At 68.4% G+C, this 18,677-nt stretch carries 17 protein-coding genes; 8 read left to right on the top strand and 9 right to left on the bottom strand.

The window, feature by feature from the left end:
* Positions 1-96: 96 nt before the first annotated feature.
* Positions 97-678: a TetR/AcrR family transcriptional regulator gene (locus ACFXN1_RS05080; RefSeq protein WP_379380760.1), complete on the bottom strand. Its 582-nt coding sequence runs from the start codon at positions 676-678 to the stop codon at positions 97-99.
* A 95-nt stretch (positions 679-773) separates the two neighbouring features.
* Between ACFXN1_RS05080 and ACFXN1_RS05075 the strand changes: the two genes are divergently transcribed.
* The 5 genes from ACFXN1_RS05075 to ACFXN1_RS05055 all read left to right on the top strand — a co-directional run bounded on the left by ACFXN1_RS05075 (position 774) and on the right by ACFXN1_RS05055 (position 5,737).
* Complete coding sequence (locus tag ACFXN1_RS05075; protein WP_379437338.1) at positions 774-1,598, top strand: SDR family oxidoreductase; 825 nt, start codon at positions 774-776, stop codon at positions 1,596-1,598.
* A complete protein-coding gene (locus ACFXN1_RS05070; protein WP_379437340.1) occupies positions 1,595-2,683 on the top strand; it encodes a dihydrodipicolinate reductase in 1,089 nt (362 codons plus the stop codon). The genes ACFXN1_RS05075 and ACFXN1_RS05070 overlap by 4 nt, the downstream gene beginning before the upstream one ends.
* A 131-nt stretch (positions 2,684-2,814) precedes the next feature.
* Complete coding sequence (locus ACFXN1_RS05065) at positions 2,815-3,405, top strand: TetR/AcrR family transcriptional regulator (RefSeq protein WP_379437341.1); 591 nt, start codon at positions 2,815-2,817, stop codon at positions 3,403-3,405.
* A 24-nt stretch (positions 3,406-3,429) separates the two neighbouring features.
* Positions 3,430-4,023: a TetR/AcrR family transcriptional regulator gene (locus ACFXN1_RS05060; protein ID WP_379437342.1), complete on the top strand. Its 594-nt coding sequence runs from the start codon at positions 3,430-3,432 to the stop codon at positions 4,021-4,023.
* Positions 4,024-4,138: 115 nt separating this feature from the next.
* Positions 4,139-5,737 (top strand): FAD-binding oxidoreductase, encoded by a 1,599-nt coding sequence (locus tag ACFXN1_RS05055; protein ID WP_379437343.1) that lies wholly within the window; start codon positions 4,139-4,141, stop codon positions 5,735-5,737.
* A gap of 78 nt (positions 5,738-5,815) precedes the next feature.
* Here ACFXN1_RS05055 and ACFXN1_RS05050 read toward each other — a convergent pair whose 3' ends face one another.
* Positions 5,816-6,484, bottom strand: a complete 669-nt coding sequence (locus tag ACFXN1_RS05050) for a hypothetical protein (RefSeq protein WP_379396671.1) — start codon at positions 6,482-6,484, stop codon at positions 5,816-5,818.
* Between the two features lie 399 nt (positions 6,485-6,883).
* Between ACFXN1_RS05050 and ACFXN1_RS05045 the strand changes: the two genes are divergently transcribed.
* Entirely contained in the window at positions 6,884-7,642 is a 759-nt protein-coding gene (locus ACFXN1_RS05045; RefSeq protein ID WP_379437345.1) for a class I SAM-dependent methyltransferase, read from the top strand.
* Between the two features lie 46 nt (positions 7,643-7,688).
* Here the strand turns inward: ACFXN1_RS05045 and ACFXN1_RS05040 are convergent, their stop codons facing one another.
* A complete protein-coding gene (locus tag ACFXN1_RS05040; RefSeq protein ID WP_379437347.1) occupies positions 7,689-8,369 on the bottom strand; it encodes a TetR/AcrR family transcriptional regulator in 681 nt (226 codons plus the stop codon).
* Between the two features lie 277 nt (positions 8,370-8,646).
* On the opposite strand from ACFXN1_RS05040, the gene ACFXN1_RS05035 reads away from it, so the two are divergent.
* Positions 8,647-9,165 carry a hypothetical protein gene (locus ACFXN1_RS05035; protein ID WP_379396665.1) on the top strand — a complete coding sequence of 173 codons (519 nt, stop codon included), beginning with the start codon at positions 8,647-8,649 and terminating at the stop codon, positions 9,163-9,165.
* 422 nt (positions 9,166-9,587) lie between these two features.
* A complete protein-coding gene (locus ACFXN1_RS05030) occupies positions 9,588-10,670 on the top strand; it encodes an NmrA family NAD(P)-binding protein (protein WP_379437348.1) in 1,083 nt (360 codons plus the stop codon).
* Positions 10,671-11,091: 421 nt separating this feature from the next.
* Here ACFXN1_RS05030 and ACFXN1_RS05025 read toward each other — a convergent pair whose 3' ends face one another.
* The 6 genes from ACFXN1_RS05025 to ACFXN1_RS05000 form a co-directional block, all read right to left on the bottom strand.
* Positions 11,092-12,456, bottom strand: coding sequence for a flavin monoamine oxidase family protein (locus ACFXN1_RS05025; protein ID WP_379437350.1), 1,365 nt, complete (start codon positions 12,454-12,456; stop codon positions 11,092-11,094).
* Positions 12,457-12,603: 147 nt separating this feature from the next.
* Positions 12,604-13,632: an agmatine/peptidylarginine deiminase gene (locus ACFXN1_RS05020; RefSeq protein WP_379437352.1), complete on the bottom strand. Its 1,029-nt coding sequence runs from the start codon at positions 13,630-13,632 to the stop codon at positions 12,604-12,606.
* The gene (locus ACFXN1_RS05015; RefSeq protein WP_379437353.1) at positions 13,632-14,597 is read right to left on the bottom strand and encodes a nitrilase-related carbon-nitrogen hydrolase; all 966 of its coding nucleotides are present in this window, start codon (positions 14,595-14,597) and stop codon (positions 13,632-13,634) included. The genes ACFXN1_RS05020 and ACFXN1_RS05015 overlap by 1 nt, the downstream gene beginning before the upstream one ends.
* 45 nt (positions 14,598-14,642) lie before the next feature.
* Positions 14,643-16,196, bottom strand: coding sequence for an APC family permease (locus ACFXN1_RS05010; RefSeq protein WP_379437355.1), 1,554 nt, complete (start codon positions 16,194-16,196; stop codon positions 14,643-14,645).
* A gap of 143 nt (positions 16,197-16,339) precedes the next feature.
* Positions 16,340-17,797, bottom strand: coding sequence for an NAD-dependent succinate-semialdehyde dehydrogenase (locus ACFXN1_RS05005; protein ID WP_379437356.1), 1,458 nt, complete (start codon positions 17,795-17,797; stop codon positions 16,340-16,342).
* A 20-nt stretch (positions 17,798-17,817) separates the two neighbouring features.
* Positions 17,818-18,677: aminotransferase class III-fold pyridoxal phosphate-dependent enzyme (locus ACFXN1_RS05000; RefSeq protein WP_379463493.1), on the bottom strand; the 860-nt coding region annotated here is incomplete at its 5' end.

Here is an 18,677-nt window from a genome sequence, read left to right as displayed (position 1 = left end):
TCGACGACCGACGCCATTTCGGCGGGCGGTGTGCCCGCCCCGGCGCTCGACGAGGTGGCGGCGGACAGTCTCGCCGAGATGTGTGGCCGCACCGGGTCATTCGGTGTCGGGGCGGGTGCCCAGGATGCCGTAGAGCAGCAGGTCCTCGAGGGAGGTGGCGAATCCGTCCAGGTCGTCGATGTCGCGGATGCACATGGCGAACAGGGCGGCTCCGGCGATGGTGTCGAGCACGGTGTTCGGGTCCAGGCCCGGGCGTTCGGCGTCCCCGGGCAGGTAGTCGGCGAGTTCGTCGCGGGTGGGGGTGTCCAGGCGGGCGGACAGTTTCTCGTACAGGCCCGAGTCCTGGCGCATCTCGGCCATGAGTCCCGGCATGGCGGCGCGGGTTTCGGCGGATCCGAACAGCTGGATGGTGCCGCGGATGACCTTGCGGATCTCGGCGAGCAGATCGGGGGCGACGACCGCGGAGCCGACGTCGGGGAACACGGCCTGGGCAATGAGGTGGGCCTTGGAGGGCCAGCGCCGGTAGATGGCGGGGCGGCTGACACCGGCGCGGGCGGCGATGGCGTCGATGGAGGTGGCGCCGTAGCCCTGTTCGACGACGAGGGCGCGGGTGGCGTCGAGGACCGCGGCGTCCACCGCGGGGTCGCGGTGCGGGCCCAGTCGATGGCGGGTGGTCACGGAAATCCGTCCTTGTCGCTGCGGGCAGGAGTCGATACAGTCTGTCACATCAAAGTCGTTACATTCTGTAACCGCTGAGGACTCGAGGAGGAGTCGTGTCAGCTGCCCCGCAGGTCACCCCCGCCGACACCTACCAGCCGGTGCCGCTGCTGGCCGGCAAGGTCATCGTGGTCTCCGGTGTCGGACCGGGCCTGGGCCATTCGCTCACCATCGAAGCCGCCCGCATGGGCGCGGATCTGGTGCTGGCCGGACGCACCGAGAAACGCCTGCACGAATACGCCGACGAGGTCCGCGCCCTGGGCCGCGCCGCGGTGGTCGCCAAGACCGACATCACCGACGAATCCCAGCGCGCCGCGCTCGTCGAGACCACGCTGGCCGAAATGGGCCGGGTCGACTGCCTGATCAACAACGCCTTCGCCATCCCGCCCATGTACCCGATCACCCAGATCGAGGTGGAGGCGCTGCGCCACGCCAACGAGACGAATGTGTTCGCGCCGCTGCGACTGTCGGCGTTGTTCGCCGACGCGCTGGAACGCTCGCGCGGGTCGATCATCATGCTCAACTCGTGCGTGTCCTACAGCTCGCAACCGGAGTACTCGGGCTACAAACTGTCCAAGGGCGCACTGGCGCACCTGGCTTCGTCGCTGGCCACCGAGCTCGGGCCGCGCGGCATCCGCGTCAATTCCGTCGCACCGTCGTATGTGTACGAGGACATCAACAAGGCCTACTTCGATTGGCTGGCCAGCCAGGCCGGGGTCACCCACGACGACATCTACCGGCAGAAGGCCGCACCCACCGATCTGGGCCGCCTCGCCGGACCCGAGGAGGTCGCGCGCGCGGCCCTGTTCCTGGCCAGTGATCTCGCCACCGCCGTCACCGGCCAGATGCTCACCGTCGACTGCGGCGAGTTCCACCGATGAGTACAGGAGCAACCGTGAGCAAGCGCATCGTGCTGTGGGGAACCGGCGTGGTCGGGTCCATGGTGCTGGCCGAGATCCTGCGCCACCCGCGCTTCGAGCTGGTCGGGGTCGGCGTCAGCAATCCCGACAAGGTCGGCAAGGACGCGGGGGACCTGTGCGGGGCCGCGAAAACCGGTGTGCTCGCGACCGATTCGGTCGAGGAGCTGATCGCGCTGCGCCCGGACGCGGTCGTGCACTACGGGCCGACGGCCGCGTTCGCCGAGGAGAACATGCGCGTCATCGGGTCGTTCCTGCGTGCGGGCATCGACGTGTGCTCGACCGCGATGACCCCGTGGGTGTGGCCGCACATGGACAAGCTGCCCGCGTTCTGGCGTGACCCGATCACCGAGGCGTGCGCGGCCGGCGGGGCGTCGTGCTTCACCACCGGCATCGACCCGGGCTTCGCCAACGACCTGTTCCCCATGACCCTGATGGGGCTGTGCGGTGAGGTCGAATCCGTGCGCGCCTCCGAACTGCTCGACTACACCGACTACGAGGGAGACTACGAATTCGAGATGGGCATCGGCCACCCGCCCGAGTTCACGGCCCTGCTCGAACACCCCGACATGCTCGTGATGGCCTGGGGTGCAACGGTTCCCATGATCGCCACCGCGGCCGGGATCGAACTCGAGGCCATCACCACCACCTGGGACAAGTGGGTGACGCCCGAGGACCGGCCCTCGGCCAAGGGCATCATCAAGGCCGGCACGGTCGCCGCGATCCGCTTCACCATCAACGGCGTGTATCGCGGCCGCGAGGTCATCACCCTCGAACACGTCAACCGCATCGGCCTCGACGCCGCCCCCGACTGGCCCGCGGGCACCAAGGACGACGTCTACCGGGTCGACATTCTCGGCAGCCCGTCGATCTCGCAGGAGACCTCGTTCCGTTTCACCGACGGTTCCGGCCGCACCCCCGCCGTCGCCGGGTGCCTGGCCACCGGCATGCGTGCCCTCAACGCCGTGCCCGCGGTCAACGCCCTGCCGCCGGGCTGGGTCACCCCGCTGGATCTGCCGCTGATCCCGGGCGCCGGCACCATCCGCTGACCGGCTGGAGTGTGTGAGCCCCTCCGGCCCGGAGGGGCTCGCTCATGTCCGGGTCGCCTGCGGGTGGGCCGGGGCATGGTCTCCGGTTCGGTAGGTTGCTGGTGACAGGGTGTGTGACCGAGGACGGTGGAATGGGGACGGCGGGAACCAAGGGTGTGCCGCGCGCCGAGCGGGAGAACCAGATCCTGGAGATCGCCGCCGAACGTATCGCCGCGGTCGGGTATGCCGGGTTGAATCCCGGTGAGGTCGCCGCGCGGGCCGGGGTGTCGAAACCGTTGGTGTACACCTACTTCGGCACGAAGGACCAGTTGTACGCGGTGTGCGTGGAGCGGGCCGCCGCGGCGATCGGTGACGCGATCGACCCCGTCATCGCCGGTCCGGCCGAGCTGGAGATGGCGGCGAACACCCTCGCGGCGATCTTCGGGGTCCTCGAGCATCGCCCGTACTACTGGAATGTGCTCTTCGATCGCAGTCATCCCGCCGACGGTCCGGCCGCGGACGCCGCCCGGGCGGCGCGCCGGCGGATCGCCGCGCAGGCCGCGCACGGGGCGAGCGCGGTGATGCGGGCGCGCGGGGTCGGCGATCCGCAGGATCTGTCGGTGGTCACCGATATCTGGATGGGTTCGGTCACCGCGCTGGTGTCGTGGTGGATCCGCCATCCCGAACAATCCGCCGCAGCGATGATCGCGCGCAGCCGCCGCCTGATCACGGCACTGTCGTGACCGCCGCATCCGGGAAGGACTGAGATGGCACGCACCGCGGGCAGCAGGAATGTGCCGCGCGCCCAACGCGAGGAGCAGATCCTCGACGCCGCCGCCGCGCAGATCGCGCGGGTCGGCTACGCGGGTCTGTCGATGGCGGCCGTCGCCAAGCAGGCGGGGGTGTCGAAGACGTTGGTGCACACCTGTTTCGACACCAGGGACGGCCTCTATGCCGCGTGTGTGGACCGGGCCGCCCGGGCCGTCACCGAGGCGGTCGAGCCGGTGCTGTCGGGGACCGCGGATCTGACCATGGCCGAGCAGACCCTGCGGGCGATCTTCGGCGCGCTCGAGTACCGCCCGCACGACTGGAACGTGCTGCTGGATCGCAGCCATCCCGCCGACGGCCCGGCCGCCGAGGCCGCGAACGCGGCGCGTGCACGGATCGAGGAGCAGGCCGCGCGCGGGATGTCGGCGTTCATGGCCGCGCGTGCGATCACCGATCCGGTGGATCTGGCGGCGTTCACCGAGGTGTGGATCGGTGCGGTGACCGCGTTGATCCACTGGTGGCAGCGGCATCCGCAGGTGCCGGGGCCGGAGATGGCGGCCCGGACCCGCCGGCTCATCGCCGCGTTCGCCTGACCCGAAACCGGTGTCCGCGCAGCGGTGTCCGCGATGTTGCCTCTTGCCGCCACCATTATTGACCATGTAGTAATTTACCCATCAGTCATTAATGTGTCGAGTGGAGGATACGACCATGGCAACCAGATCGTGGTGGGGATGGGGCACCGTCGAGGACGCCGTCACCGGCGCCGAACGCACCGCACTCACCCAGCGGATCGTGGCCCTGCTGCCCGACGCCGACCTCACCATCCACCAGCCACCCGAGCTGACCGCACTCCCGATCCCGCAACCTCGCACCCGCGCCCCGCAGGCCCTGGCCGGGATCGCCTCCTACGACACCGCCGACCGCGTGCTGCACGGCCACGGCCAGGCCTTCCGCGACATCGTGCGCAACCTGCTCGGCCGCATCGGCGATGTCCCCGACCTGGTCGTGCGGCCGCGCACCGAGCAGGACGTGGTCGACGTCCTCGACTGGTGCGCCGGCGCGGGACTCGCGGTCGTCCCGTTCGGCGGCGGCACCTCGGTCGTGGGCGGCGTCGAACCCCGCGACTGCCACGACTATCCCGGCAGCGTCGCCCTCGATCTCACCGCGCTCGACCAGGTCCTCGAGATCGACCGCACCAGCCGCGCGGCCCGCATCCAGGCCGGAATCCTCGGGCCCGCACTGGAATCCGCGCTGCGACCCCACGACCTGACCCTGCGGCACTTCCCGCAATCGTTCGAGTTCTCCACCCTCGGCGGCTGGCTCGCCACCCGCGCCGGCGGACACTACGCCACCCTCTACACCCACATCGACGACCTGCTCGAATCGATGCGCGTCGTCACCCCCGTCGGGGTCGGCGAATCACGGCGGCTGCCCGCCTCCGGTGCCGGGCCCGCCCCCGACCGGCTGTTCCTCGGCTCGGAGGGCACCCTCGGTGTCATCACCGAAGCGTGGATGCGGCTGCAGGATCGGCCCCGCTGGCGCGCGAAGGCCTCGGTCCTGTTCGACGACTACCGGGCCGCCGTCGACGCCACCCGCACCCTGGCCCAATCCGGGCTGAACCCGGCCAACTGCCGGCTGCTCGACCCCGCCGAAGCGTTCCTCAACGCCGGAGTCCTCGCCGCCGGGGGAGTCCTGGTCCTCGGATTCGAATCCGCCGACCACCCGGTCGACGAATCCCTGCGCCGCGCCGTCGAGATCTGCGCCGGGTTCGGCGGCCGCACCCGCGACGAGGCACCCGCCACCGCATCCGAGGCCGACCCCTCCGACACCTGGCGCTCGTCGTTTCTGCGCATGCCCTATCAGCGCGACGCCCTCGCCGCCCAGTCGATGATCACCGAAACCTTCGAAACCGCCTGCACCTGGGACCGATTCGACCAGCTGCGCGCCGCCATCGAGACCGCGGCCGCCGACGCGTTCCGATCCACCGGTGTCACCGGCGTGCTGACCTGCCGGTTCACCCACGTCTATCCCGACGGGCCCGCACCCTACTTCGGCGTTTACGCCGCCGGCCGGTGGGGGAGCACCGCCGAACAGTGGGACGAGATCAAAACCGCTGTCTCCGAAGCCATTTCCGCCAACGGCGGCACCATCACCCACCATCACGCCGTCGGCCGCGACCACCGGCCCTGGTACGACCGGGAACGACCCGGCCCGTTCGCCACCGCCCTGCGCGCCACCAAACACGCCCTCGACCCCGCGTGGATCCTCAACCCGGGCGTCCTCATCGACCGCGAGGGGCAGTCATGAACAACCACCTGCCCGACCGGTTCGGCCCCCTGCGTCGGCTCAGGCCTTCAGCGCGGCCGGGGCGGGCCGGCGGACCGGTCAGCGCAGGGAGTAGACGTAGCGGCTGGTCGGGATGACGTCGAGGTCGCGGTCGGCGCCGAATCGGGCGATGCTGTCGAGCATGCGGGTGCAGCGCCGCTCGAGTTCGGCGTCGTCACCGCCACTTCCCCAGTAGGCGTGCGGATCCGACATCGCCGCCATCGGGAACAGTTCCTCGACGACGGCGTCGACCCGCCCGCCGGGGGTGATCGAGCCCAGCACGGGATTCTGGATGTAGCCCAGACTGGCCTGGTTGTCCAGCGCGACCTGGGTGTGGTCGCCGATCCAGTTCTCCAGCCACTGCGCCCGGGTCATTCCCGCCGGAATCCTCATCACCGCGATGCGCGCCAATGCGTCAGCGCGGACACCGCTGTCGGTGCACGGCGGGCGCAACGGGGTGAGCTCGTCGACGACGAACCCGTCGAGCCGATCGGCCAGCGGCCGCAGCAGCGCGGTGATCTGATCGGGATCCTCGACCCCGCGCAGCGTCACCACGGCGTCGACGGGCGTGTCATAGGTACACATCCACAGCTCGGCCGCGGCGACGTACTCGTCACGGATATTCACCTGCAGCTCGCTGACACCGCAGCAGGACAGCGCCCGCCGCAGTTCGCCATCATGCAGGCTTGTCTTCAATTCGGCCCCCCACAGCAAATACGTCAGTTTCATAGCCCTGCTACCCGGAATGTGATGCTGATCATCGAACCAACCGGACAGTAACCCAGCCTTCGGGACGGCAACCGGCCCGTGTCCCACTGAGCGGAACTGTTAGCAGCCCGAACCAACTCGCTCTGGTGGCAACAGTTTCCACACCATCCAGCATCGGCCATCGCCAATTTCGGTCGAATCAGAAGTTTTCACCAAAAGCCAAATACGCCAAAGGATTTCAATTCCTCAGATCAGCATGTTCGGCACCGGGCACGGAATGAACAACAGCACCGGGCAACCGTCGGTGGTGCAACAACTAAACTGATGATCCGAGAACCGACGCCCCATCATCGGAACAATTCGCCTCATCGCTTGGCACGACCCTTCATGTGTTGCCCATCCGCAATCGAAGGAGGAGTCATGGGCACGGAACCGAACCACGACGATCAGATGGACTTCGAAGCCCTGTACCACGACACGGCATCGGAACAGGGACCTCCCGCATTGATCCCCTGGGACATCGGCGGCCCACAGCCCGCGGTGCAGCAGTTGGTGGCCTACGGCGCCGTGCGGGGCGAGGTGCTCGATCCCGGAACCGGCCCGGGGCATCACGCGATCTACTACGCATCCAAGGGCTACTCGGTCACCGGTATCGACTCGTCGCCGTCGGCCATCGAGCGGGCCAAGCGCAACGCGGAGCGCGCCGGGGTGACGGTGAACTTCGAGGTGGCCGATGCCACCAAACTCGAGGGCTTGGAGGATCGGTTCGACACCGTCATCGACAGCGCCTTCTACCACGTGTTCCTCGACGACGAAGAAACCCAGATCCGGTACACGCAGGCCCTGCACCGCGCCACGAGACGGGGGGCGCGACTGTTCATGTTCGAATTCGGCCGCCACAACGTCAACGGCCTTCAGCTCGAAGGTTTGCCGGCGGAGAATTTCGACCGCGTGCTCTCCGCGGCCGGGTGGGTCATCGACCACCTGGGAACCACCACCTACCAGGCCAACTTCAGCGCGGAAACGTTCGCCTACATGACCAAGGAGATGAGCGACGACTCCGGATGGGCTGATCGAATGAAGCCGATGATGGAACAACTCCAGATCATCGGGCCGTTGCTGAAGAACAACCGGGTGCACGTGCCCGTGTGGGCCGTAGTCGCCACCCGCCTCGACTAGCCCCTTTCGAGCTGCCGCGCACCCGAATGGTTCAGGTCGGCGCTGGTCATTCCCCCAACACTGTTCGGGACGCCGCCGGAGCAGTGGAGATGATGCCGATCACCGTTGCGACGATTTGGCCTTCGGGATCGCGGAGGCGCGACAACGATGCCCTGTCCACCAACAGAGATCCGAGAGTGAGATCGACCAGTTCGGCACCGACCTCTTCGGCAGATCTGCGCCCGTCCGGCTCGAACCACGTCCACGCCCATTGCGCGGCACCGAAAATGAGCAGGCTCCGGATGCTGGTATCGACGGGCCGGAAGTCACCGGACGCGATGCCCGCGTCGAGGACGCCGAGCAGGATTCCGATGTAATGCCTGCGCAGCTTGCGCCCTTCGGAATCCGCATCCTCCTGCGCGAGTCGTGCGACCTCGCGCTGGAATGCGACGGTCCCGTTTCGGTCGTGCACCTGATACAGCATGGCCGCGTGCAACAGCCCGGCCAGCTGCTCGGGCGGTGTGGCGAAGGTCGACACGATTCGCTCCGCCTCATCGACACGGCGCCGCATATAGGAAACGTGCAGAGCTTCCATCAAGCGCGCCTTCGTGCCGTAATGGTGCACGATCAAGCCCTGCGAGATGCCCAGTTCGCTGGCGACACCGCTGAAACTCGTTCCGTCATAGCCCTTCTCGGCGACATGGCGCGTGAAAATATCGAGAATCGCGCCCGACTTGCCCGGTCCCACCGCATGTTCACTCACTGATCCCGCCCCTCCTCGTCCAAATTTCCGGACACCCTCGCACCGACCGACTGCTCGACCAGTCGTTGACTGAGTGCGCAGTCAGTATTAGCATAATCCCCCGAGTCGCAGTGGCGCGTTCTCTACATCGACCATTCAGCGCGAAAAGTTGACTTACCGCCCATGTATCAGCACCTCCATTCCGCCGATGCCGTCATTGAGCGACGAGCCTTCGCACATATCGCATGACCGGCTTCTCTGGCAGCACAACGTGTGGTCACCCATGAATGCGGATGTAGCCGCCTACGGGGATCAGGCGACGGATGCGGTATCCCTGCTGTCGCCGGACCAACTATTGGCCGCGATCGCCGGGCGGCTCACCGAGCCGTTCCCGCTCATCACGTGGGCGAGAGAACTCGGCGACCTGCATGCCGCGCTGATTTCGGCGGTTCTGAATCCGCGGAGGAATGCACCGGAGGTCACCGAGGCGGCGCTGTGCGCGGATATCGCGAAGGTCATCGACAAGATCAATTCTTGGGCCGCGTCCTATACACGCCACACCCGGTGCGCCCGTCGCCATACGCACACCTTCGGCGAGGTGATCAGTCACGTGGCGAAGACCTACGCCGAGGCGTGGTGGACGGTGCTGCACAGCGACTGCGAGGAGCTTCGGCACTCCGCGTGGGTCCATCTCGGCGAAGTTCGTGACGGCTACGCCCACCTCATCGGCGATATCCGGGCAGGCCGCGTCCAACTCCCATTGGGCTGGCGAGGCATCCGGCGCACCCAGCCCGCGGGCTGAGGCCCATCCCGGCAGCGAGGTCGGGATGCATGAAATCACCCCCGTCTCGCGACACCGGAGAGTTGATCCGGGCGCGAGTTCGCCCTGATGGCAACAGATTCCACCATCCAGCCAGTCCAGATCAATACGCCACTGTGACGAATTAACGACCGGGGGTGGGGTCGAGGGATGCCCGCCTCGACCAAGGCCGAGCGCAGCGCGCCGGTGGTGGTAGGACTTCCGCCGCGGCGGCTCGCTGTAGCCCCCAGCGCGGCTCGGCGTCGACCCAGCGTAGGTGGGTGCTGCTCATGGCTTTCGGGCTGCCACGCCACCCCAATGTTGACAATGGTCACATCTCGTCCCACACTCAGAGATGTGACCAGTGGCAACTTATTGGAGCCGCAGGTCCGCGAACCGAGACGCCAACCCGGAAAGGAACTCCGATGACAACCACTCGTGTGCTGGTAACGGGCGCCACCGGAAAGATCGGCGGCGCCGTCGCCGCCCAATTATTGGAGAAGGGCGTGCCGACAAGGGCTTTGGTGCATCGCGACGATGCGCGCAGCGCACGGCTGAGGGCCCTGGGCGCCGAAACGGTCGTCGCCGACATTTTCGATATCCAGCAGGTACAGGCCGCGATGGACGGGGTCGACCGGCTGTTCTTCAACCCCCCGTACCACCCCCATGCACTCGACAGTGCGGTCTCCTTCGCCGTGGCCGCGCGGTGCTCGGGTGTCGAGGCGGTGGTGGCGCTGGGGCAGTGGCTGGCCAGCCCCGAGCATCCCTCGCTGATGACCCGCCAGCACTGGTTGATCGACAAGCTGTTCGAGCTGCTACCCGATACCGCCCACGTCGCGGTCGACCCCGGCTGGTTCGCCGACAACTACCTGCAGTTCATCGGTGTGGCCGCCCAGCTGGGCGTGCTGCCCGCGCCGACCGGGGGCCGACGCAATGCGCCCCCCTCCAACGAAGACATCGCCCGGGTTGCGGTGGGCGCGCTACTGGACCCGCACCGTCATGACGGTCGGGCCTACCGCCCGACCGGGCCCACGCTGCTGACCGGAGCAGAGATCGCCGACGCCGTGGGTGCGGCGTTGGGCCGACGGGTACGCCACCTCGAGGTTCCCCCGCGGATGCTGATGAAGGCCGTGCGCGTGAACGCGAAACGACTCGGTTTCGACCTGTACCTGGAGTCCGGCTTGCGCTACTACGCGCTCGAGGCCGCGCTGGGAACCTGGGAGGTGGGCGGCCCCACCACCCATGTCCGCGATGTCGCCGGCGTCGAACCCGAAGACTTCCTCACCATCGCCCGCCGTTACGCGACCCGCCCGGAAACCCGGCGTACCGCAGGGAATCTCATCCGCCAGATGTGGAACTTCACGGTGACCGGCCTGGTACCGATGCACGACCTGGACCGCTTCGATCGACTCCAGCAGCACCCGCAGCCCGCGCACCCCCGGCTTTCGGGCCAATCCGCAATCTGGCGCAGCGAACACACCACCTCAACCGCGAGCAGTCGGTCCTAGACCACCCTCCCCGGGGGTGGTGTTCGGAAGTGGTGATCGGTTCCGGCGAGGTTCCAGCGGCGCTACAGCCGGATCGCTGTGATTTTGCTGCCCATCCAGGCGGAGGTGAGGTCGTGGCCAATTCAGTCATGGGGGACATGGTCAGTCAGCTGCGGCTCGGGTTTCATCGGCTTCAGGACTGGGCTTATCCGGATGAGATCGACAGCGCCCGCTTCAGGAGGCTGCTCTGGCCGACCGCACGAAGTCGTGCGGGCGAGGCTGGAAGGCGACGAGGGCTGAGCCTGCGCGATCGAACACGCCGCCGACATCCGGCCGGCCGTAGGTGAGGGCGAAGCCCCCACCGTGTTCGGTCTCGGTGTGCGGCGGTCGGCCCGGAGCCCCCGCACACCCGAGAACAGACCGGTTGTGAGGGACGGTGCGGCTACACGAGGCTGCGTTCGGCCACGATGGCGGCGGCCGCGCGGCGGCCCATCCGGATCGCGCCGTCCACGTGCTGGAAGCCGTGCCCTGCCAGGTCCGAGCAGCAGAAGTGGATCGGGCCGACCGGGTCGCGGTGGTCGCGGCCGTAGCGGGTCATGCCGCCCAGGTCGAAGCTGACGCCGTAGGCGCCACGGGTCCATTCCTCCGCGCCCCAGTCGGATTCGTAGTAGACGACCGGGTCGGCGGCCTCGGGGCCGAGGTAGCGGACCAGGCAGTCGAGCACGGCCTGCTTGCGCTCGGCGGGGCTCATCTCGAACACGGCGTCGGCCTGCTCGTGGGCGATGAAGCCGACCATCGCGCCGTTGGTGGCGTCGTGGTTGGTGTTGTCGTAGACCTCCGACACGATGTCGGTATCACTGAAACCGGTGCCGGACAGGCCTTTCGCGCGCCAGAACGGGGTCGGGTACACCGCGTGCACCTTCACCACGAAACCGAACGACATGTGCTGGTACATCTGCTGGCGACGACGCGGCATGGGCGGATCGAAGCTGATGGCGGAGTACAGGTTCGGTGGCACCGCCAGCACCACGCGGTCGGCGCGCACCTCCAGATCGCCGTCGGCGAAGACGCTGACGCCGGTCTCGGACCATTGCACCTTCCGCACCGGCGAATTCAGGTGCACATCGTCGCCGATGGCGGCGGCCAGGCGCTGCGAAACCTGTTGCATGCCACCGATGACCCGCTTGTCCAGCATGAAGGTGTCGGTGGCCAGCGCGGTGTAGGACCCCTGTGCGGCGGCCATGTGCAGCGCCTGCAGTGTCGAGAAGGTGTGTGCGGGCTTGGTCAGCATGGCTCCGGAGACGAAGAACGCCACCGTCTCGCGGGCGTAGTCGTTGTCGGACTGCCGCTCCAGCCACAGGCTGAACGGGATCGAATCCAGTTCGGCCGCAAGCGGATGCGCCCACGGCTGCTCCGCGCCGACCTCGGCGGCCAGCCCGTCGAGCAGCCGAATGAGGCGGTCGATCTCGGCGGCGGTGTCGGCGGGCGCGGGGAAGACGTCGCCGGTGAACTGCTGGCGGGTGCCGTCGGCGGCGAGGTAGACCGATTCGCCGTCGCGGTAGCGGGAGAAGGTCTTCAGGCCGAGTTCCTCGACCAGCTCGAGGGCGGCGGTGTGATGCGGGGACAGCCACTGGCCGCCGATCTCGATCATCGCGTTCTCGATGTCGCCGGTCCAGGTGCGTCCGCCGACTCGATCACGAGCCTCCAGCACGGCTACGGTCAGACCGGCCTTGTGTAGTTCGGTGGCGGCGGTCAGGCCGGACGGCCCGGCGCCGACGATCACGACGTCGCGAGTGATGACAGGCACGAGAACTCCTTGCTGAACATCGAGTTTTCCTGGAGATAACCCGAGGGTTGCTGTTTCTAGTATGTGGGTGCCCTCACGGCCCCGCTCGCTCCACTGCGGCGAATCGGCCGGCCCCTCAATCGCCATTCCGGCGTGCCGGCCGAGTTGTCAGCGCGCGGGCAGGGGCTCGTTCTGGGTGATGCAGTGGATGCCGCCCCCGCGCGCGAAGATCTCCCGCGCGTCGACCGTCACGATGACGCGGCCGGGATAGACATCGGCCAGCACGGCCGCGGCCTCGGCGTCGGTGCGGTCGTCGAATCCGCACAGGATGACCGCGCCGTTGCACACGTAGTGGTTGATGTAGCTGTAGTCGACGAAGCCCTCCCGGTCCCGCAGCGTTCGCGGGGCGGGCACCGGCACCACCTCGAAAGGCTTTCCGGCCGAATCGGTTTCGGCGGCGGCCATCTGTGTCATGAGCTGCCGGCTGAGCGCATGATCGGGGTGCTCGGGATCACGCTGATCGTGCACGAGCACCACACCGGGTGCGGGCAGCGCGGCAACGATATCGGCATGCCCGCGGGTGCCGAATCGTTGCGAGTCCCGCCACAGCCCGCGCGGCAGCCAGATCACCGTGTCGACGCCGATCGTGCGGCCCAACTCGGCCTCGACCTCCGCCTTGGTCAGGCCCGGATTGCGGTAGGGGTCCAGCTGCACGGTCTCGGTGACGAGGACCGTCCCGGAGCCGTCGACCTGGATGCCGCCGCCCTCGTTGACCAGCGCCGAATCCACCAACGGCGTCCCGGCCGCCGCCGCGACCGCCCGGCCGATCTTCGCATCGTGTTCCCACCTGGCCCACTCCTGTTGGCCCCAGCCGTTGAACACCCAGTCCACCGCCGCGACCGACCCGTCCGCGGCGTGCACGAAGGTCGGCCCGATATCGCGCATCCAGGCATCGTCCAGGGGCGCTTCGACGATCTCGATGGCACTCGACAGGCAGGTCCGGGCCGCCGCCGCATCGGCCGGGTCCACGATCATGGTGACCGGTTCGAACTCGGCAACCGCGTGGGCCACCGCTGTCCACGCTGTGCGGGCCTCGGTCACCGCCTGCGGGGTCGCGGTGATCTCCGACCCGGCGGGCGGGAACGCCATCCAGGTGCGCCGATGCGGTGCGTGCTCGGCGGGCATGTGCCAGGTCATCAGGGCCGCCCGAAGGGGTGCTGGTGATCCACCGGCGCGGTCAGGCGGGCGTAGGTGTCGGGCCGGCGGGTGTGCAGGAACGGGAACAGGGTCAGCCAGTCGCGGCGCTGATCCAGATCCAGATCGGCGACCAGCACCGCCGCCTCGTCGCGCGGGGCCTGTACCAGGATCCGGCCGTAGGGGTCGGAAATGAAGGACGAACCGTAGAAGGTGATCTCGCCCTCGTCGCCGAAACGGTTGGGCACCACCATGAATGTGCCGCTGGTGATGCCGTTGCCGACGATCACGTGCTGCCACAGCGGCTGGGTGTCGAAGGCCGGGAAGGACGGTTCGGAGCCGATGGCGGTCGGGTAGACGATCACCTCCGCTCCGGCCAGCGAGTACAGCCGCGCCACTTCGGGGAACCACTCGTCCCAGCAGGTCGGCATGCCGATGCGGACTTCACCGAGATCCGGATGCGTGTGCGGGCGGTAGGACTCCTCGGTCGCGGGGCCCGCGCGGAAGTAGGTGTCCTCGTAGTAGCCGGCGCTGATCGGAATGTGCAGCTTGCGGGTGCGACCGACCAGTTCGCCGCTGGGGGACACCAGGATCGCGGTATTGAAGCCCAGCCCGTCGCCCTGATCGGCGCGCTCGTACAGCGAGGCGTGCACGAACACGCCGTGCTCGATGGCCGCCTTCGCCGCGAAGGTGACGGTGGGCCCGGTCGTCAGATCCTCGGCCTCGGCGCACGGGTTGTCGCCGCCGCGCACGAACGCCGGGTATTTGCTCAGTGTCAGTTCCGGCAGGAACACGGCCTTGGCTCCGAGCTCGGCCGCCCGGGCGATGCCCGCGCTCAGCTCGGCGTGCAGCGCATCGGCGTCGGCCTGCCAGCGGTGCTGTACCAGGGCCACCCGCAGCGGCGGGCGGACCGGCTCGCCGACCCGGGCGTGCGAGCGGGGCGGTTCGAAACAGGTGACGACGTGCATGATTCCTCCTGTAGTGGGAATAGGACTGCGGCGCAGTGGGATTCGCTAGACGGTGGGCGCCTGCACGGCGGGCATCGGATCGCCCGACACCGCGCGCGGCAAGGTCCGGCTCCGGAAGTAGGCCGGATCCCGCCAGCGCTGCACCAGCATCAGCGCCGCGCCCAGCACCAGAATCCCGAACCCCAGATAGAACACCAGCCCGATGCCGAAGATCTCGGCGCCGCTACCGGTTGCCGGGTCGAGGCTCTCCCGCACCGAGATGGCGAAGATGATCAGCAGCATGGCGCCGCCGAGCAGCGGGAACAGCAGCTTGAACAGGAAATCGCGGCCCGAGGCGAACCACCGCTTGCGGAAGTACCAGACACACGCGAACGCGGTCAGTCCGTAGTACCAGCAGATCATGATGCCCAGCGCGGCGATCGTGTCCTGCAGGACGTGCTGCGACAGCAGCGCGGTCAGCGCGTAGAAACCGCCCGCCACCACCGCGGCGACCGCGGTGGTGAACCGCGGCACCTGATAGCGCGGGTGCACCGAGGCGAACCGGCTGGGCAGCGCCCGGTAGGTGCCCATGGCGAGCATGGCGCGCGCCGCGGGTAGGAAGGTGGCCTGCAGGCTGGCGATGGTGGAGACCAGCACCGCGAGGTACAGCAGAATCTCGCCGTTGCCGCCGAGCACCGGTTGGGCCAGCGCGCCGAACACATTGTCCGAGGTCTGCGGATTGCCCAGTCCGATACCGGTTTCGCCGACTCCGGCATACCACATGAGCGACACCGCCAGCAGCAGATACGTACCGAGCACGGTCAGGATCGACAGCACTCCGGCCCGCCCGGGGGTGCGCTGCGGATCCTTGCACTCCTCGCCGAGGGTGAGCGCGGTATCCCAGCCCCAGTACAGGAACACCGACCCGATCAAGCCCATGGCGAACGCGCCCAGGGTGAGTCCGGTGAACGGATCGAACCAGTCGATATCGAAGCTCAGCCCGGACGGCGCGTCCCCGGCCAGTGCCTTCCACAGCGCCATACCGGCGAACACCAGCAGCACCGTCAGCTGAAAGCCGACCAGCACATACTGCAGGCGCTCACTCGAGGTGATGCCGCGGCCGGCCGCCCACCCGGCCGCCGCCAGGAACGCCAGCGTGGTCACGATATTGATCGGCTTGTTGTCACCGAGGGTCGCGATGGTCTCCGACCCCACCAGCTTGCCCGCGAACAGGTACAGGAACTCCGCGCCGACCGCCGCGATGTTGGCCAGCACGATCACCACGGCGATCACCGAACCCCATCCGGCCATCCAGCCGACGTAGGGGCCCAGCGATCGTGCCGACCAGGTGAACGAGGCTCCGCAGTCCGGAGTTTCGGCATTGAATTCGCGATAGGCGTACGCCGCCAGGAACATCGGAATGAATCCGGCGATCAGCAGCGCCGGCATCTTGAGGCCGACGGCGGCGACGATCAAACCCAGACTGGCCGTCGTCGTGTACGCGGGCGCGATGGACGCGATACTGAGCACGGCCCCGGCCAGCACGCCGACCTTGTTGGTGGCCAATCCTTTGCCGCTCGAGGCGGAGGATTCGATCCCCGGAGAATTCTGGATGAGCATGAGAGCTCCTCTTGCGAGGGTCTGGCGGCGGTGGGAGCGATCAGCGCGCTCCCACCGGCGCCGCGCCGCGGTGGAGACACCGGCCGGGAACGGCCGGTTCGGCACGAGATCCGGCGCAGGGGCCGGGGTGCCGGAAGGTGACGTCAGCGAGTGAGCGCGACGTATTTGGTGTCGAGGTATTCGTGGATCCCCTCGGATCCGCCCTCGCTGCCCAGGCCGGACTGTTTGACTCCGCCGAAGGGAGCGGCCGGGTCGGAGACGACGCCGCGATTGATGCCGACCATGCCGGCTTCCAGGGCGTCGCTCACGCGCAGAGCGCGATCGAGGTCTTTCGTGAAAACATAAGCCGCCAAACCGAATTCGGTGTCATTGGCGGCGGCCACCACGTCGGATTCGGTATCGAAACCGTAGATCGCGGCGACCGGGCCGAAGATCTCTTCCCGGTGCATCCGCGCGGTGCGCGCCACATTGTCGAGCACGGTGGGCTCGAAGAAACAGCCCGGACCGTCGAGCGGTTTGCCACCGGTGCGCAGCACAGCGCCGGAGGCGATCGCGTCGTCCACCAGTGCGGTCACGGTCGCGCGCTGCCGCTCGTTGATCAGCGGTCCGAGATCGACGTTGGGCTGGTAGCCGGGGCCGACGCGCAGCGCGGCCAGCCGCTCGGCGAAGCGGGACGCGAACTGCTCGCGCAGCGAATCGTGCACGTAGAGACGGTTCGCCGCCGTACACGCCTGACCGCCGTTGCGCATCTTCGCGGCCATCGCGCCATCGAGGGCCTGGTCCAGATCGGCGTCCTCGAACACGATGAACGGCGCATTGCCGCCCAGTTCCATGGACGTGCGCAGCACATTGCCGGCGGCCTGCCGCAGCAGCAGCGTGCCCACCCGGGTGGACCCGGTGAAGGTCAGCTTGCGCAACCGCGGATCCGCCAGCAGCGGCGCGGTGACGGCGGCGGCATCGCTGCCCGGCAGCACCGACAGCACGCCCGCGGGCAGACCGGCCTCGGCGAAGATCGCGGCCAGCGCCAGCATGGTGAGCGGGGTGTCCTCGGCGGGCTTGGCGATCACGGTGCACCCGGCCGCCAGGGCCGGGCCGATCTTGCGAGTGCCCATGGCCAGCGGGAAGTTCCACGGTGTGATGGCCAGCACCGGGCCGACCGGCTGCCGGGTGACCAGAATGCGGCCGGTGCCCGTGGGCGCGGTGGTGTAGCGGCCACCGATCCGGACCGCCTCCTCGCTGAACCAGCGCAGGAACTCCGCGCCGTAGGCCACCTCGCCGCGCGACTCGGCGATGGTCTTGCCCATCTCCAGGGTCATCAGCAGCGCGATCTCCTCGGTGCGATCCACCAGCAGTTCCCAGGCCCGCCGCAGGATCGCCGAGCGCTCGCGGGGAGCCGTTGCGGCCCACTCGGATTGCATCCGGCAGGCCGAGTCGAGGGCCCGCAGGGCGTCCTCGCGGCCGGCGTCGGCGACCTCGGTGAGCAGGTCACCGGTGGCCGGATCGGTCACGGTGAAGGTGCCGCCGCCGGACGCGGGGGCCGCGACTCCGTCGATCCACACACCGGTGGGAACGAGGGCGCGAACGAAGTCGAACTCGGACAACAGATTTCCTCACCAGTCGATTACGCGGACAGATCACCGATGGCGGTGCACACCACATCCAGGGCGTCGTTCAGCAGGTCCTCGCCGATCACCAGCGGCGGCAGCAGCCGGATCACATTGCCGAAGGTGCCGCAGGTCAAGGTGAGCACACCCTGCTCCAGGCAGCGGGCGGCGATGGCGGCGGTCAGAGCGGCATCGGGTTCGGTGCCGCCGGGGCGGACGAACTCCAGCGCCAGCATCGCGCCCCGGCCGCGCACCTCGCCGATCGCCGGAACCTGCTGCGCGAGTGCGCGCAAGCGGGCCGAGGCGATCTCGCCGATGCGGCGGGCGCGGGCAGTGAGATCGTGCTCGCGGATGGCGTCGATGGCGGCCAGCGCGGCGGCGCAGGCGACCGGATTGCCGCCGTAGGTGCCGCCCAGGCCGCCCGGGTGTACCGCGTCCATGAGATCGGCGCGGCCGGTGATCGCCGAGAGCGGCATACCGCCCGCGATGCCCTTGGCCATGGTGATGATGTCGGGCACCACGCCCTCGTGCGCGCAGGCGAACCAGTCGCCGGTGCGGGCGAAACCGGTCTGCACCTCGTCGGCGATGAACACCACGCCGTTGGCACGGGCCCAATCGGCCAGCGCCGGAAGGAATCCCGGTGCGGGCACGATGAATCCGCCCTCGCCCTGGATCGGCTCGATGAGGATGGCCGCCACCGAGGTCGCGCCGATCTGCTTCTCGATCCGGGTGATCGCCTCCCGCGCCGCCGCCGCGCCGTCCTGGCCGCCGTCGCGGAACGGATACGACATCGGCATCCGGTAGACCTCGGGCGCGAACGGGCCGAAATTCTGCTTGTACGGCATGGATTTCGCGGTCAGCGCCATGGTCAGGTTGG

The sequence above is a fragment of the Nocardia sp. NPDC059154 genome (assembly GCF_042755705.1).
In the GTDB taxonomy this organism is placed as follows: Bacteria; Actinomycetota; Actinomycetes; order Mycobacteriales; family Mycobacteriaceae; genus Nocardia.
Note: the sequence above shows the minus strand (reverse complement) of the source record. Positions and strands in the feature narration are given on the sequence as shown.